A 15,453-nucleotide genomic window follows, 5' to 3' on the forward strand; every position below is an offset into this window, starting at 1 on the left:
TGCCCGTGAGTGCGCCCTCGAGCGAGTCAGCGGAGGTCCGGTCGCGGATGCTGGAGGAGCTCCGGCACCGGATCCGGCCGATGACCGGGCGCGATCCCGGCGAGCGCGGGCGCGCGACCACACCCCTGGAGCTGCTCTACGACCTGACCTATGTCGTCGCCTTCGCCGCGGCCTCCGACCAGCTCGCGGAGCAGCTCGCCCACGGCGACGTCTGGCCGGCTCTCGGCGCATACGCGTTCGCGGTGTGGGCGGTCAGCTGGGCATGGCTCAACTTCACCTGGTTCGCCTCCGCGTACGGCAACGACGACGTGCTGTTCCGGCTCGCGACCATCGTGCAGATGGTCGGCGTGATCGTGCTGACCTACGGACTGCCGGTGAGCTTCGAGGCGGCGGCGCACGGGGAGAGCCCCAACAACCTCCTTCTCGTCATCGGCTACATCGTCATGCGCGTGCCGCTGATCGTGCTGTGGGCGCGCGCCGCACGGCAGGACCCGCGGCATGGGGGGATCGCGCTCTCGTACGTGGTGATGATCGCGGTCGCGCAGGTGGGCTGGCTGCTGACCGCGATCCTGCCGCTGCCGACCGGGGTCACCGTGGTCCTGCTCGTCGCGCTCGCACTGGCCGAGATGATCGGACCGGTCGTGGCGGCGCGCAGGTTCGGGTACTCCCCCTGGAACGCCGGACACGTCGCCGAGCGGTTCGCGCTGCTCACCCTGATCACCATCGGCGAGGTGATCGCCGGCACGACGGCGGCGGTCGGGGCGCTCACCCAGGAGAAGGGGTGGACGGTGGAGGCGGTGCTCATCGCCTCCTCGGGACTGGTCATGGCGGCATCCGTCTGGTGGACGTACTTCCTCGTGCCGTCGCGGACGGTGCTGGAGCGGAGACCGCAGCGCACGTTCGCCTGGCGGTACGCGCACCTCGCCCTGTTCGGCTCGATCGCGGCGATCGGCGCCGGGCTGCACCTGACGACGATCGCGCTGGAGCACGGCGGGGTCTCGCTGCTGGGGATCGCGCTCGCGCTCGCGGTCCCGCTCGCCCTCACGATCGTGCTGATCTTCCTGACCTGGAGCGTGCTGCTGCGGGCCTTCGACGGGACGCACCTCCCGCTGCTGGCCCTGACCCTGGCGCCGCTCGTGCTCGCCGTCGTCGTCGGTGCGCTCGTGCACCCCGGCGAACCCCTGGACCTCGAGCGGCCGGGCGACCTGACGGCGCTCAGCACGGTCGTCGGACTGGTCGCGCTGGGGGCGATCGTGGAGGTGGTCGGGCACGAGATCGTCGGCTACCGGCACACGATGCGGGCGTGGCGGCAGGACGGGGAGGCGCAGGGGGAGGCGGCCTGAGTCGAGGGCGCAGCACGGTGCCCTTCAGGCGCGAAGCGTCTCGCGCGGGTTCTCGCCGTACTCGGCGCGGTAGGCCGCCGAGAAGCGGCTGAGCTGCACGAAGCCCCAGCGCCGGGCGATCTCGGCCACCGTGGTCGCGCCCGCGTCGCCCGCACACAGCTCCTCGCGCGCGCCGGTCAGCCGCACCCGGCGCAGCATGGCCGTCGGCGTGGTGCCCAGGCGGCGGTGGAAGAGGTCCTGGAGGCCGCGGGGGCTCATCCGCGCCGCCTCCGCGATCTCGCGCACGCCGATCGCCCGCTGCGCGTTGTCCTCGATGAACCGCACCGCCCGGCGGAGGGAGGCGGGGGCGCCGCTCTCCCGGTCGTGGACCTCCGCACCCGCCACCACGATGGCGAAGGAGGTCAGCGCGCCCACGTAGAGCGCGTCGCTGGTCGCCGTGCGGATGAGGTCGTTGTGGAGCAGCTCGGGCTCGGTGAGGACCTGCTCGCCGTACGCGCTGACCCGGCGCCAGTGCTCGGCGCTCGTGGGGGAGACCGGCGCCACGTTCTCGAAGCGCAGCCGCGCCGAGCTGCCACCGTCACCGGTCGCGTAGTGGGCCAGCACGTCGAGCCGCAGGTTGACCAGCGTGAGCCGCAGGTCGTCGGACCACGACCGCACCTCCCCCGGGCGGAACAGGAACGGGCCGTCCGCCGGGATCTCGTCGCCGTTGGTCGTCGCGCGGTACGAGCCGGCCGCCCGCTCCCCGACGCTCAGCACCTCGAAGTCGACCACGGCCTCCGTCTGCGACGACAGGTCGAACCGGGCGACCGTCACGCGGTCGTCGCCGAACACCGCCTGCCGGAACGCGAACGGACCCTCCCCCTCGATCAGGCGCACCCGGCGGTACATGCGGCCGATCAGTGCCGCGGCCTCCCCCGGGTCGGCGGTGCGGACGTCCTCCTCGAGGATCACCGGTCGAGCACCCACCGCGGGTTGCGGTCGTAGGTCTGGCGGTACAGCCGGGCGAACTCGCTCGGGCTGGCGAAGCCCCACCGCTGCGCGATGGACCGCACGGTGTCGCCCGCCGTCGGGTCGCCGCGCACGAGGTCGGCGTGGGCGGCGGCCAACCGGGTCAGGCGCAGCTGCTGCGCCACCGACTGGCCCAGCGGGGAGTAGCCGCGGAAGATGCCGTCCAGCTCGGCGGTGCCGACGCCGGCGGCCGCGGCGGCGTCCTCCGGCGTGATCGGCAGGGACGCGTGGTCGTCGATGAACTGGGTCGCCACGCGGTAGCGCCGCAGCCTCCCCTCGGCGCTGATCGCCCGCGCAGGAGGATCGCCGCGGAGCTTGAAGGTCTCGAACACGCCGATCGCGATGTTGCGGTACAGGGTGGAGCGGATGAGCGGCTCCTCGAACGCCCACGAACCGGCGAGCTGGTCCGCGTACTGCAGCGTCGCGGCCAGGAAGTTCGCGCGCTCCTCCGAGATCGGCGTGGAGCCGTCGAAGTCGAGCCGGAAGGTGTCGTCGCCGTAGAGGGCGCGGCCGAGACGCAGCAGCGGCTCCTTGCGCAGGTAGGCGACGACCTCCTGCATCGCGCCGGGCACCTCCACCTCGGTCGGCCGGTCGACGCCCTGCAGCCACGGGAGGTTCGCGGCGCCCGTCTCGTCGCCCACCCGCCAGCGAACGATGCCCGACAGCGCGTAGGGGATGGTGATGGTCTCGTCCGGCTCGTTCTCGCCCGAGAGGCCGCCTTGCAGCTGGAGGCGTGCGATCGAGAAGCGCTCGTCGCCGTCGATGCTCAGGCGGTAGCGGGGATCCGCCTCCCGGGCGAGGCGGGCGTGCGGGGAGATGCGCCGGAGACTCTCCTCGGCCTCGTCGGCCTGGACGGCCTCCAGCCGCCAGTGGAAGGTGTCCATCGCCACTCCTGGTATTCGCCGGGGCCCGCTCCGCACGGCGGAGAGGACGTCGGTGCTGCGAACACTAAACCCGAGGGCTGCGGTCCGCCAGGGTCTTGGAGCGGACTCCTAGGAGCGCTCGTGGGCGCTTCGGAGAGTGCGGGGCGGCTCCAGCCAGCCGTCGCACACGACCACGTCGATCGTGCGGGCCAGCGGCTCGCCCGGACGCACGGTGACGGGGGCGTCCCAGGCGAGGGCGGAGCCGACCGCGGGATACTCGGCGGACCGGACGAACCAGGGGTCGGTGGTGTCCGGGGATGCGGTGGTCTCCGGGCGTGCGGTGCCCTCCGGCGGGGCGGTGCCCTCCGGCGGGGCGGTGCTCTCCGGCGGCGCGGTGCCCTCCGGCGGCGCGGTGAACAGGAGGCTGGCCGGCGCGCCGTCGAAGGTCGCGCGCCACAGGAGCCACGGCGAGCGCGAGCCGTTGACCGCGTGCTCGCCCGCCGCGTCGGCCGTGCGGATGTCGATGCCCTTGCACGGCGCGAACCGCCAGAGGAAACCGCCGTATCCGGCGCCCTCCCGCCCCTTCGCGCCCGGGCTTCCGAGCTCGACGGGCCCGCGTGCAGCGTCGAGGGAGAAGTGGAGGCGGAGGCGCCAGGAGCGGTCGTCGACCTCCTCCCACCGCCACTCCCGCGTCTCGTGGAGGAGGTCGGCGCCGGCGGAGTCCCGCCAGGCGAGGTGCTGGGTGAGGGCGCCCGGCTCGCAGCGGGTGTCGAGGAGGGCCGCGCTGCCATGCGTGCGGCGCCAGCGGTAACCGGACGCGTCTGCCGCCGGCACGTAATCGGGGCCGCCCCAGAGGTTCGCGCCGTTCGCATCGGGCAGCCCGACGCCCACGCCCAGGTGCCAGGGGTGGTCGAGCGGGAGGTGATCGGTGAGCGCGACGCCGGCCCGGGTGCGGACGGGGTGGAGGTAGGGGCGCGGCGACAGGGAGGCGGCGAGGTCGGTGCCGGTGCGGGCGTGCGCGATCGTGTCGGGGCCGAGGCGGAGGGGGTCGGCGTCGAGGCCGGCGCGGTCGACCGCCCACGGCACGCCGAGCTGCGTGAAGGTCGCCTCGGCGGTGACCGCGCGCAGCAGCGTGCGCTCGATGTCGCGCACGACCAGGTGCTCCGCAGGCCCCTCGCCGACGCGGTCGACGAACGCCGCCGGGATCGGGTGCGGGTCGGGAGCCGTGCGCACCGTCTCCAGCACCGTCATGTAGGCCTCGGTGTCGGCGAGCGCGCTCAGCAGCTCGGCGCTGCCCGCGCGGGCGTCGAGCAGGTTCTCGAGCAGGTCGGTGCGGTCGAAGCGGTGCGCGTGGGAGCCGTCCGCACCCTCCACCCGCACCTCGTCGAGCACGTAGAGGAGGGTGGCCGACGCCTCCGACCCGTGCACCGTGATGAAGGGCTCGGCCTCCTCGGGCCCGCACAGCGTCAGCGCGCAGGTGACGTCCGGGCGGCCGTCGGCGCGGCGCACCCGGACGACGCTCGTGTCGTCGCTCTCGGTCGGGTTCGCGCGGTGGAGGTCGACCTCCACGCGCATCCCCTCCTCGGCTCGGCGGACCCCGGCGACGGCCAGTGCTGTCACGACTGCGTGCGACAGGGCGTTGGTGACCACGCCGTCGACCACGTCGACGCCGTCGAGCGTGCGGCGGCCCGCCCATCGGGAGCGGGAGAAGTACGCGCGGTCGCGGGTCCAGGCGCCGACCGCGGTCACCGCCCGCACGTCGCCGAGGCTCCCGTCGGCGATCGCCGTGCGCAGCCACGGCAGCGCTTGCGAGCCGAGGCTCTGGAAGCCGACCTGCACGAGCCTCCCCGCCTCCTCCGCCGCGTTCCGCAGCCGCGCGAGCTGGGCGAGGGAGGTGACCGGCGGCTTCTCGAGGTAGAGGTCGGCGCCCGAGGCCAGCACGCGCTCGGCCAGGTCGAAGTGGGTGTGGAGGGGCGTGGAGACGATGACGACGTCGAGGTCGGCCTCTCCCTCGAGGAGGGCGGGGAGGTCGGAGTAGGCCCGCGTGCCCTCCGGCAGTTCGCCGGGGTGCAGCGGGGAGGGGTCGGCCACGGCGACGAGCCTGGCCCGGCCCAGGCCGGCGAGGCGGGCGAGGTTGCGGCGGTGGACCGCGCCGAAGCCGTGCGCGCCGACGAGGGCGATGCGGGCGGGCGGCTGGTCGGTCATGGGCGCTTCCCTTCTGGTCGGGTGGGCGGGCAGTGTTCGAGCGGCCCCGCGGGGGGCCGGGTCGAGAGGCCGGGTCCAGGGGACCTTATCGACCAGTCTGGTCGCCCCTCCGCCCGTGCGGCCGGTCTCCCGGCACAGGGGTCCCGACACGCCGTTCCGGTGCGTGTCGGGCGGCGTGTCGGGACCCCTGTGGCATGTGCGCGGGTGTCGCGCCCGCCGGGTCAGGCCCGGCTCGTCCGCGCGTCGGGCGTTGCGCCGGGCACGGTCTCGGCCACGCCGTCGGCCGCCGGCGTACCGGACGGGTGCTTCTGGTCGAGCGCGTCCAGCCCCAGCTTGGCGGTCTCGCGCGAACGCCACGCGGCGGCGGCGGAGACGAGCGACAGGACCAGGGTGGCGGTTCCGATGATGAGCGGCACCGACGAGCTCCCGGGCGGGGCGATCGCGGTGAAGATGCTCGGCAGGAAGCCGGTGAGGAACAGCGCGATGTTCTGCGACACGGCGAAGCCGGTGACGCGGGTGCGGGTCGGGAACAGCTCCTGGAAGTAGCTCGCGAAGGTCGCGTTCCACATCTGGTAGAGCACGCCGAAGATCAGGATGGCGAGCAGGATCGTCAGCCCCACGTTGCCCGTGCTGACCACGAACAGGTACGCGAACGACAGCAGGCCGGCGGCGAGCGGGCCGAAGATCATCAGCGGGCGGCGGCCGATGCGGTCGGAGAGCATCCCGAACAGCGGGATCAGGATGATCGCCACGATGTTGGCGAGCACCGGGATCCAGAGGTAGACGGACGGGCTCATCCCGACCCCGTAGGCCGGCTGCGTCGCGTAGGCGGTGCCGAACACCACGACCGTGGTGCCGATCACGTTGGCGAGACCCATGCAGACCGCGCGGAAGACCGTGCCGCCGTTCTCGCGGAACAGCTGGGCGACGGGGACGCGGGGCACACGATCCTGCTTCTCCTCGCGGAGGAAGGCGGGCGTCTCCTCCACCCGCGTCCGGATGATCAGGCCCGCGACGATGACCACGACGCTGAGCAGGAACGGGATGCGCCAGCCCCAGGCCTGGAAGGCCTCCGGCGACAGGAAGGTCGACAGCGGGATGAAGCTGGCCGACGCGAGGATGCTGCCGGCCTGCGTGCCCTGGAGGCTGAAGCTCGTGAAGAACCCGCGCCGCCCCTCCGGAGCATGCTCGACGATCATCGCGCTCGCGCCGCCGAGCTCGCCCGCGACCGCGAAGCCCTGGATGAGCCGCAGCACCACGAGGAGGATCGGCGCCAGCACGCCGACCTGCGCGTAGGTGGGCAGCAGGCCGACCAGGAGGGTCGAGATGCCCATCAGCATCATCGCGAACACGAGGACGCGCTTGCGGCCGTATTTGTCGCCGAAGTTGCCGAGCACGAAGGCGCCGATCGGGCGCGCGACGTAGCCGACGCCGTAGGTGGCGAGGGAGGCGATCAGCGCCACTGCGGGGCTCTCGCTGGGGAAGAAGATCTGCGGGAAGACCAGCGCCGCCGCTGACCCGTAGACCGCGAAATCGTAATACTCGAGCGCACTGCCGAACCAGCCGCTGATGGCGGCCCGCCGGGGCATGCGCCGCTCGTCCGCCGATGTCACGCCGTTGTCGGGCATCGTCATCTCCTGTCGTCGTCGACTAGTGGATGGTAACGGAGCGCTCGTTGGTAAGCGCTTTCCGTATGGTTGGGACAAGGTTAGGTTGGATCGATTCAGGTGTCAAGACTCGGGGTGCGGATGCGGGAGATTGCATGCATTTCGGGGCGCTGGAGGTGGTGGTGCGCTACTCCGGAGGATGTGGCTGCGGGCGGGGCGGATTCCGGAGTTGGCCGCGTTCTTGCGGCGTGGCGGTTTGGGTGTCCGGAGTTGGGGCGGCTGGCGTCGGCCGCGTGGCGGGGTGCTTGGAGTGGTGGAGGCGCGGGGCGGCGGGCCGCCGAGCGGCGGGAGGCGGGGAGCGGGGAGCGGCGGGAGGCGCGCGCAGTGGAGGTAGGGCACGCGGCGAGGAGACGCGGACGTCTGCTGTTAGGGCGGCCGATAGCGCGGCCGGAGGCCGCCAGGTGGCGGCCTCTCCCGCGGCCCAAGGTCGGGTAGCGGCCGAAGGCCAGGTGGCCGCCCATAGGCGGCCGAAGGCCAGGTGGATCGCGCGCCGTTTCGCCGGCGTGGTGGATGTCCGTAACCACGGAGACCGCGGCGCGTCCTCGGCGCGTCGGCCGGTTGCGCCGGACATTTCGGTCGCGCGGGGTCTGAACTCCGGAGTTACGAACGGCGCGTCAGCGGGCGGCGCGCGCCAGCGCGGCGGCCGCCGCGCGCGCCCAGCGCGCTGGCGCCGCCATCGCGGCGGCGGCACCGCCGGCGAGCCGGTCGAGGGCGACGGCGGCGGCGAAGCCGTCCGGGTCGGCCGCCAGCGAGCCCGCCACCAGCAGCGGCGACGCGCCCGCGGCGCGCGCGAGCTCGGCCACGTAGGTCGGCACCTTGCCGGCCGCCGACTGTGAGTCGAAGCGGCCCTCGCCGGTGATGACGACATTCGCGTCGGCGATGAGGGCGGGCAGTCCGATCACCGAGCCGACCGCGGAGGCGCCGGAGGCGAGTTCCGCTCCCCAGGCGAGGAGGCCGTAGCCGGTTCCGCCCGCCGCACCCGCCCCCGGCGAGTCGGGGCGGCCGACCACGGTCAGCAGCGCGGCGAGTCCGGCCTCCAGCTTCTCGATCTCGGCCGGGCCGGCGCCCTTCTGCGGGCCGAAGACGGTGGCGGCGCCCAGTGGACCGAGGAGCGGACTGGTCACGTCACTCAGAATCGTCGCCCCGCCGGGCGGCAGCGCGCGCACTCCGGAGAGGTCGACCTCCGCGATGTCGCGCAGGCCCCGGCCGCCGAGCGGCACCGGCTCGCCCGCCGCGTTGAGGAACCGCGCCCCGAGCGCGGTCAGGGCGCCGGTGCCTCCGTCCGTGGAGGAGCTGCCACCGATCGCCAGCACCAAGCGCTCGGCGCCCGCGTCGAGGGCGGCGCCGATCGCCTGGCCGAAGCCGAGGGTGTGCGCGTCGAGCGGGAGGAGACGTTCGGAACCGTCCCTGGCCAGCAGCCCCAGCCCGCTGGTCGCTGCCAGCTCCACCACTGCCGTGCCGTCCGGCAGCAGCACCCACGCCGCGTCGACGGGAGCGCCTGCGGGTCCGGTGACGCGCACCGGGCGGCGGGAGGCGCCGGGGACGGCGGCAAGGAAGGCGTCGAGGGTCCCCTCTCCCCCGTCGGCCATCGGCGCCAAGACCGCCTCGTCCGCGGGGCGGGCGTCGCGCCAGCCGTCGGCCAGGGCGGTGGCGACCTCCGTGGCGGAGGCGGTGCCCTTGAAGGAGTCGGGGGCGATGACCACACGGAGAGGGTGTCGGTCGGTGTCCGCGGCGTCCTCGTCCATACGCCTCAGCCTGCCACGGCCGGATTCGCGGCGTGTCCGGCGGCGACGGACGCAGCCGCACCGGTCTCACCCTCACCGGCCCCTCCGCGCTCCCCCAGCGGCACATACCGCCCGAACGCCTCCACCGTGCGGGCGACCGCCTCCACGGGCGGCGCGGCCCAGAGGTCCGCGTTGAAGATCTCGACCTCCACGTCGCCGGTGTAGCCGGTCGCCTCCACCGCCTCCGTGAGCAGCGCGAAGTCGATGTGGCCGTCGCCGGGCAGGCCGCGGGCGAGCAGTGCGTCGGCGGGGATGGGCGTCAAGAAGTCGCACACCTGGTATGTCGCGATCCGTCCGGAGGCGCCGGCGCGGGCGATCTGCGGGAGGACGTCCGGGTCCCACCAGATGTGGAACGTGTCCACAGCCACGCCGACCGACGCCGCCGGGAACGGGTCCGCCAGGTCGAGCGCCTGCGCGAGGGTCGACACGACGGCGCGGTCGGCGGCGTACATGGGGTGCAGCGGCTCGATGGCGAGCGTCACGCCGGCGGCGCGCGCCTCCGGCTCCAGCTCGGCGATGGCCTCGGCGACGCGGAGGCGCGCCCCCGGGAGGTCCGTCGACCCCGCGGGCAGGCCGCCGGCGACGAGCACGAGGACGGCCGCCGAGCCGGGAGCGCCCGCGGCGGCGAGGGCGGCGGTCTCGTCGATCGCGCGCCGGTTGTCGTCGAGCGCTGCGCGGCGTTCCGGTCCGGGAGGGGCGGTGAAGAACCCGCCGCGGCACAGGCTGGAGACGCGGAGCCCGGAGTCGGCGACCATCCGCACCGCCTCCGCCAGCCCCACCTCGGCCACCGGCTCGCGCCAGAGCCCGATGGCCGGGACGCCCGCGTCGCCGGTGGCACGCAGGGCGTCGGCGAGGCTCGCGTGCTTGATCGTGGCCTGGTTGATCGACAGGCGGGGGTGCGCGGCGGTCACGACTCCACCCCGTTCACCGCGAGCAGCCCGCGCCAGCGGCGTGCGATCGGCCGCATGCAGCCGAGGACCCCGGTGAACGAGAGACGCGCCCCGGCGGCGGTCACGACTCCACCCCGATCCCGGCGGAGGCAGGCGGCCGGCTCCGGGCAATCGAAGGCCCCGCCGACCGCAAGGCGCGGGTGCGCGGCCGTCACGACTCCACCCCGTTCACCGCGAGCAGCCCGCGCCAGCGGCGTGCGGCCAGCTCCGGATGCTCCAGCGCTCCGCAGGCGGCGGCGAGCCGGACGATCTCGGAGAGATGCGGGAGGCTGCGGGCCGCGTGCAGGCCGCCCACCATGCTGAACGCCTCCTGGTGGCCGTTGAGCCACGCGAGGAAGGCGACGCCCGTCTTGTAGAAGTAGGTGGGCGCGGCGAACACCTGGCGCGAGAGCGCCTGGGTCGGCTCGAGGATGGCGCTGAACGCCTCCGGCGAGCCCGCGTCGAGTGCCTGGATGGCGGCGGAGGCCGACGGGGCGAGGGCGGCGAAGGCGCCGAGCAGCGCGTCGGAGTGCCGCTCGCCGTCGCCCGCGATCAGGCCCGCGTAGTTGAAGTCGTCGCCGGTGAACATGCGGACGCCGTGCGGGAGGCGCGCCCGCAGCGCCACCTCCGCCTCCGCGTCGAGGAGGCTCAGTTTGATGCCCGCGACGCGGTCGCCGGCGGCCTCGATGATCCGCAGGACGGTGTCCGCGTCGCCGAAGTATCCCTCCAGCTCGGGATCGAAGGCGGTGCCGAGCCAGTGCAGGACGACCGGCGCGGCCGCCGCCTCCAGCACCTCCCGGTAGACCCGCTCGTAGTCGCCGGGAGTCTGCGCGGCGCGGGCGAGGTGGCGGCTGGCCATGAGCACGACGCCCGCTCCGGCGTCCTCGGTGAAGTGCAGCTGCTGCTTGTACGCGTCGATCACGGAGTCGAGGGGGATGACGCGCTCGTCGACGTGGTCGGTGTTGACGCCGGCCACGATGCTGCCGCCGGCGGCCCTGGCCTCGGCGGCGCTGCGGGCGATCAGCTCGCGGGTCGCCGCCGCGTCGAGGCCCATGTTGCGCTGGGCGGTGTCCATCGCGTCCGCCACGCCGAGGCCCCACGACCAGAGGTGGCGGCGGAACGCGAGCGTCGCCTCCCAGTCGATGTCGGCCGGAGCGCCGGGCACGTTGTCGGCCCAGGGCTTCGGGATGACGTGCGCGGCCGCGTACGCCACCCGCGAGCGCAACGGGGTGCTGGGGCGCTCGAAGGCGGGTGCCTCGCCGAGGTCGGCGACGGTGGTGGTGCCGTCGGGGTGCAGGAGGGTGACGGGATGGAGGGAGGTGGCGGTGAGCGTCATGCGCGGGCCCCGGTGAGCTGCGCCGTTCCGAGCTCCCCCAGCGACAGCGGCGCCAGCTCCACCCGGCGGCCCTCCCGCGAGGAGCGCAGCCCCTCCTCGGCGAGCTGCACGCCGCGGGCGCCGGCCAGGAAGTCGTACGGGTGCGGGGCGTCCTCGATGACGTGACGGAGGAACTGCTCCCACTGGGTCTTGAAGCCGTTCTCGAACACCTCGTTGGCCGGGGACTCGATCCAGTCGGCGGCGTAGTCGTGCTCGTCGGCGAGGTCGGGGTTCCAGACGGGCTTGGGCGTGGCGTTGCGCGGCTGGATCTTGCAGCCGAACAGGCCGACGACCGCGCTGCCGTGCGTGCCGTCGACCTGGAACTCGACCAGCTCGTCGCGGTTGACGCGGGTGGTCCAGCTGGAGTTGAGCTGGGCGGTGACCCCGCCCTCCAGCTCGAAGATGGCATAGGCGGCGTCGTCGGCGGTCGCCGCGTACGGGAGGCCCTGCTCGTCGACGCGCTGCGGGATCTCGGTGACGGCCTGCGCGTAGACCGAGCGGACGCCGCCGAACAGGTTCTCGAGCACGTAGCTCCAGTGCGGGAACATGTCGACGACGATGCCGCCGCCGTCCTCGGCGCGGTAGTTCCAGCTCGGCCGCTGCGCCGCCTGCCAGTCGCCCTCGAACACCCAGTACCCGAACTCGCCCCTGACCGAGAGGATGCGGCCGAAGAAGCCGGAGTCGATCAGCCGCTTGAGCTTGCGCAGGCCGGGCAGGTAGAGCTTGTCGTGCACGACGCCGTTCTTGATGCCGGCGTCGGCGGCGAGGCGGGCGAGCTCCAGCGCCTCCTCGACGCTCTCGGCCGTCGGCTTCTCGGTGTAGATCGCCTTGCCCGCGGCGATGGCCTTGCGGATCGCGGAGGCGCGCGCCTTCGTCACGAGGAAGTCGGCGTAGATCGGCCAGCGGTCGTCGGCGAGCGCGGCGTCGAGATCGGTCGTGAAGTGCTGGAGGTCGTGGCGGCGGGCGAGCTCGGCCAGCTTCTCCTCGTTGCGGCCGACGAGCAGCGGCTCGACCTGCACGCGGCGGCCGTCGGAGAGCTCGACGCCGCCCTGCTCGCGGATCGCGAGGATCGACCGCACGAGGTGCTGCCGGTAGCCCATGCGCCCGGAGACGCCGTTCATGATGATGCCGATGGACGACACGTGAACTCCTTCGTGCTCGTGTGCGCGCCGGTGGGAAAGCGCTTACCAGGAGGGTAGGCGAGGAGGAGGGGCGCGTCAAGCGCGGCCACCCCTCCGGGCCCTCCGTCGAGTTGTCACGACATGCCGTCTCCGGGCGTGCCGAGACGGCGTGTTGCGCCAAATCGTTGGTGGAGGGGGTGGTGTGCGCCGGAGGCGGCCGGTCGGCGGGGGCGGCTGTGGCTGCCGAGGGGGTCAGTGGCCCGGCGTCGACGCTCGGAGGCGGACCTCGGCGGTGATCGCGGGGGCGTCGGCGGCCGGGGTGTCGGCGAGCGCCAGCTCGAGCGCCCTGGCTCCGATCTCGGCGAGCGGGAGGGACACCGAGGTGAGCGCCGGAGCGAGGTCGGCGGCGAGGGGGATGTCGTCGAAGCCGGCCAGCGCGATGTCGGCGCCGGGGGTGAGCCCGGCCTCCCGCACCGCCGTCATCGCGCCGACGGCCATGACGTCGGTGACGGCGAAGACGCAGTCGGGGCGGGCTCCTGACGCGAGCAGCTCGGCCATCGCGCGGTGGCCTCCCTCGCGCGAGAACTCGGCGTGACGGACGTCGGCGCCCAGCACGACGGAGCGGAACCCGTCGACGCGCTCGCGCACGGTGACGAGCTCGGGTGGACCGGCGAGCACCGAGAAGTCCGCGTAGCCGAGGCCGCGCAGCTCCCGAGCGAGCGCGGCGGCGCCGCCCGCGTTGTCGACGGCGATCGACCGCAGCCCCGGCGCGCCGGAGCCGATGGCCGCGACGCGCTCGGAGGAGGCGGAGAAGGCGCCGGCCGCGGAGCCGCCCGCAGCCTCCACCCCCACGACCCGGCTGCCCGCCAGCACGACCGCGCGCGGGCGCTGGCCGCGCAGGGCGGCGAGCGCGGCCTCCTCGCGGGCCACCGACTCCGCGCCCGCGTAGGGGCCGGTCGCCGTGATGGTCACGATCAGGCCGCGCTCGTCGGCCACGTGCATCACGCCCGAGGCGATGGAGGAGAAGTACGGGTCGGCGATGTCGCCGACCACCAGCGCGACGACGTTGCTGGTGCCGCGGGCGACCGCCTGCGCCTGCACGTTGGCGCTGTAGCCGAGGGAGCGGGCGGAGGCGAGGACGCGCTCCTGCAGGTCGGGCTTCACCCGCCGCTCGCTGCCGTTGAGCACGCGCGACGCCGTCGCCAGGGAGACGCCGGCGTGCGCCGCGACCTCGACGAGGGTCGGTGCCTTGTCGCTCATGGGATCAACCTATCGGGCGTGATCCACGGCGGCGCGGGCGCGGCCTCAGCCGCGGCCTCTGTCGAGTTGTCACGACATGCCGTCTCAGCGGCGGGCCGGACGGCAAGTCGTGACAACTCGATGGGGGGGGAGGAGGGGAGGAGGGGCGCCGCCGGTCAGACGGCGGCGGCCTGCTCCAGGGCGGACGCGTCCGGGGTCTCGGCCTCGTCGGCCGGGGCGAGGGTGCGGTCGATGTGCACGCGGAGCGAGCTCATGGGGGTGTCCTTTCGGGTGGACGGGAGGGGGGATCGGGTGGTGCGGGGCGACGCTGTCCCGTCCGCACGGGCGGAAGCAGTCATCATAAACCGCAGAATCTGAGCCTCCGCCGGGCGTCGATCCGGCCACGCTATCCGACCGGCCGCCCGCTCCGCTCCACCCCATCCGGGCGACAAGTGCGCACAGCGCGAGCCCATAGCGCGGGCGCACAGCTACAGGCGCAGAGCGCTGACGTCAGGCGCAGAGCGCTGACGTCAGACGCCGACCGGCAGGGGCGCGTCCTCGCCGCCGAAGCCGCGCGCATCGACGATACGGTCGCCGCCGGCGTTCTTCGCGGTGTACATCGCCTGGTCGGCCAGCCGGATGAGCAGGTCCGGGTTCCAGGCCGAGGCGGCGGTGCGCGCGATCGAGAGGCCGATGCTGGCGCTGACCGGGAAGCCCTCCGGCAGGTCGTCGAACGGGCGGCGCACCTCGCGGCGGATGCGCTCCGCGACGTCGTGGGCGGCGATGCTGTCGGGCACCTCGCAGACGACCACGAACTCGTCGCCGCCGTAGCGGGCGACCAGGTCGTCGTGCCGCACGACGCCCTTGAGCCGCACCCCGACCTCCCGCAGCAGCAGGTCGCCCGCGTGGTGGCCGAGGCTGTCGTTGACCGCCTTGAAGCCGTCGAGGTCGATGAACATGACCGCCATGAGGGTCTCTGCCGCCTCCGCGTAGTCGGGCAGCAGCGTCTCGAGGAACCGGCGGTTGGCGAGGCCGGTGGTCTCGTCGTGCATCGCGGCGTGCTCCAGCTGCCGCTGCAGCCGCAGGCTCGTCGCGGTCTGGCCGGCCTGGCCGGAGAGCGCGTCCGCCAGCGGGGCGGCTTCGGCGTCGAAGGTGCGCGGGTGGAGGAAGAAGCAGACCCAGAGGCCGAACAGCTCGTCGTCGTGCCGGATCGGGGAGGCGAGCAACGCGTACACGCCGACCTCCCGGAACGCGCGGCCCAGCGCGGGCGACAGCTCCTCGGCCTGGTCGGCGCCGCTCAGCTTGACGACGCTGCGCAGCATCGACGCCTGCGGCGCCAGCGAGGTCAGATCGACCACGGCCTCCAGCGGGTTGCTGCCGGAGGTCTGCTCGAAGGCGCCGTGGTCGTCGAGCAGGAAGACGGCGGACTGCTCAGCGCCGTACGCCCGGGCGACGGTGGTGGCGAGGATGTCGGCCAGCTCGATCTCGGTCGTGGCGGTGGCGAAGGCGATGGAGGCCTCGATCACCAGCTCGAGCCGGTTGCGCGTGCGCTCCTCGAGCGAGCGGGAGCGGGTCAGGCGATCCTCGAAGGCCATGCGCTCCGTCGCATCCACCAGCACCACGAGCTGGCCGTCGGGCAGGGCGCTCCGTGTCGGCATCACCGCGCGACGACGGCCGTCGGCGCTCGCGAGACGCATCACCGAGCCGTCGGTGGTGGCGCTCTTGGAGGGGCGAAGGAGGCTGTCGAGCGGCGTGCCGACGAGCTCCGTGAGCAGGCGGCCGGTCCACGCGGCGAAGACGGCGTTCGCATCGACGATCGCGCCGGAGGCGTCGAGCTGGACGACCGCGCAAGGCAGGTCGTCCGCCGCCACTGACCGCACGCGTGCTCCCTCGACTCGTCACCGGCCGGTTGGCGGCGT

General features: G+C 73.9%; 11 protein-coding genes. 1 reads left to right on the forward strand and 10 read right to left on the reverse strand.

Going from position 1 to position 15,453, the window contains the following annotated elements:
- Positions 1 to 5 precede the first annotated feature (5 nt).
- Positions 6 to 1,343 carry a low temperature requirement protein A gene (locus P5G50_RS01995; RefSeq protein WP_301210020.1) on the forward strand — a complete coding sequence of 446 codons (1,338 nt, stop codon included), beginning with the start codon at positions 6 to 8 and terminating at the stop codon, positions 1,341 to 1,343.
- Positions 1,344 to 1,367: 24 nt separating this feature from the next.
- Here the strand turns inward: P5G50_RS01995 and P5G50_RS02000 are convergent, their stop codons facing one another.
- The 10 genes from P5G50_RS02000 to P5G50_RS02045 all read right to left on the reverse strand — a co-directional run bounded on the left by P5G50_RS02000 (position 1,368) and on the right by P5G50_RS02045 (position 15,414).
- Positions 1,368 to 2,294, reverse strand: coding sequence for a helix-turn-helix domain-containing protein (locus P5G50_RS02000; RefSeq protein WP_301210021.1), 927 nt, complete (start codon positions 2,292 to 2,294; stop codon positions 1,368 to 1,370).
- A complete protein-coding gene (locus P5G50_RS02005) occupies positions 2,291 to 3,235 on the reverse strand; it encodes a helix-turn-helix domain-containing protein (RefSeq protein ID WP_301210022.1) in 945 nt (314 codons plus the stop codon). Before P5G50_RS02005 ends, P5G50_RS02000 begins: the two co-directional genes overlap by 4 nt.
- A gap of 108 nt (positions 3,236 to 3,343) precedes the next feature.
- Positions 3,344 to 5,419, reverse strand: coding sequence for a DUF6807 family protein (locus P5G50_RS02010; RefSeq protein ID WP_301210023.1), 2,076 nt, complete (start codon positions 5,417 to 5,419; stop codon positions 3,344 to 3,346).
- Positions 5,420 to 5,640: 221 nt separating this feature from the next.
- Positions 5,641 to 7,047 carry an MFS transporter gene (locus P5G50_RS02015; RefSeq protein ID WP_301210024.1) on the reverse strand — a complete coding sequence of 469 codons (1,407 nt, stop codon included), beginning with the start codon at positions 7,045 to 7,047 and terminating at the stop codon, positions 5,641 to 5,643.
- Positions 7,048 to 7,700: 653 nt separating this feature from the next.
- On the reverse strand, positions 7,701 to 8,831 hold the full coding sequence (locus P5G50_RS02020; RefSeq protein ID WP_301230557.1) for a glycerate kinase: 1,131 nt from the start codon (positions 8,829 to 8,831) through the stop codon (positions 7,701 to 7,703).
- Positions 8,832 to 8,836: 5 nt separating this feature from the next.
- Positions 8,837 to 9,781, reverse strand: coding sequence for a sugar phosphate isomerase/epimerase family protein (locus tag P5G50_RS02025; RefSeq protein ID WP_301212697.1), 945 nt, complete (start codon positions 9,779 to 9,781; stop codon positions 8,837 to 8,839).
- A gap of 190 nt (positions 9,782 to 9,971) precedes the next feature.
- The gene (locus tag P5G50_RS02030; RefSeq protein WP_301212698.1) at positions 9,972 to 11,135 is read right to left on the reverse strand and encodes a DUF993 family protein; all 1,164 of its coding nucleotides are present in this window, start codon (positions 11,133 to 11,135) and stop codon (positions 9,972 to 9,974) included.
- The gene (locus P5G50_RS02035) at positions 11,132 to 12,316 is read right to left on the reverse strand and encodes a Gfo/Idh/MocA family protein (RefSeq protein WP_301212699.1); all 1,185 of its coding nucleotides are present in this window, start codon (positions 12,314 to 12,316) and stop codon (positions 11,132 to 11,134) included. Before P5G50_RS02035 ends, P5G50_RS02030 begins: the two co-directional genes overlap by 4 nt.
- Positions 12,317 to 12,547: 231 nt before the next feature.
- Positions 12,548 to 13,555, reverse strand: a complete 1,008-nt coding sequence (locus tag P5G50_RS02040) for a LacI family DNA-binding transcriptional regulator (protein WP_301212700.1) — start codon at positions 13,553 to 13,555, stop codon at positions 12,548 to 12,550.
- A gap of 509 nt (positions 13,556 to 14,064) precedes the next feature.
- Positions 14,065 to 15,414 (reverse strand): sensor domain-containing protein, encoded by a 1,350-nt coding sequence (locus P5G50_RS02045; RefSeq protein ID WP_301212701.1) that lies wholly within the window; start codon positions 15,412 to 15,414, stop codon positions 14,065 to 14,067.
- Between the last annotated feature and the right edge of the window lie 39 nt (positions 15,415 to 15,453).

The organism is Leifsonia williamsii (assembly GCF_030433685.1).
Lineage (GTDB): Bacteria > Actinomycetota > Actinomycetes > Actinomycetales > Microbacteriaceae > Leifsonia > Leifsonia williamsii.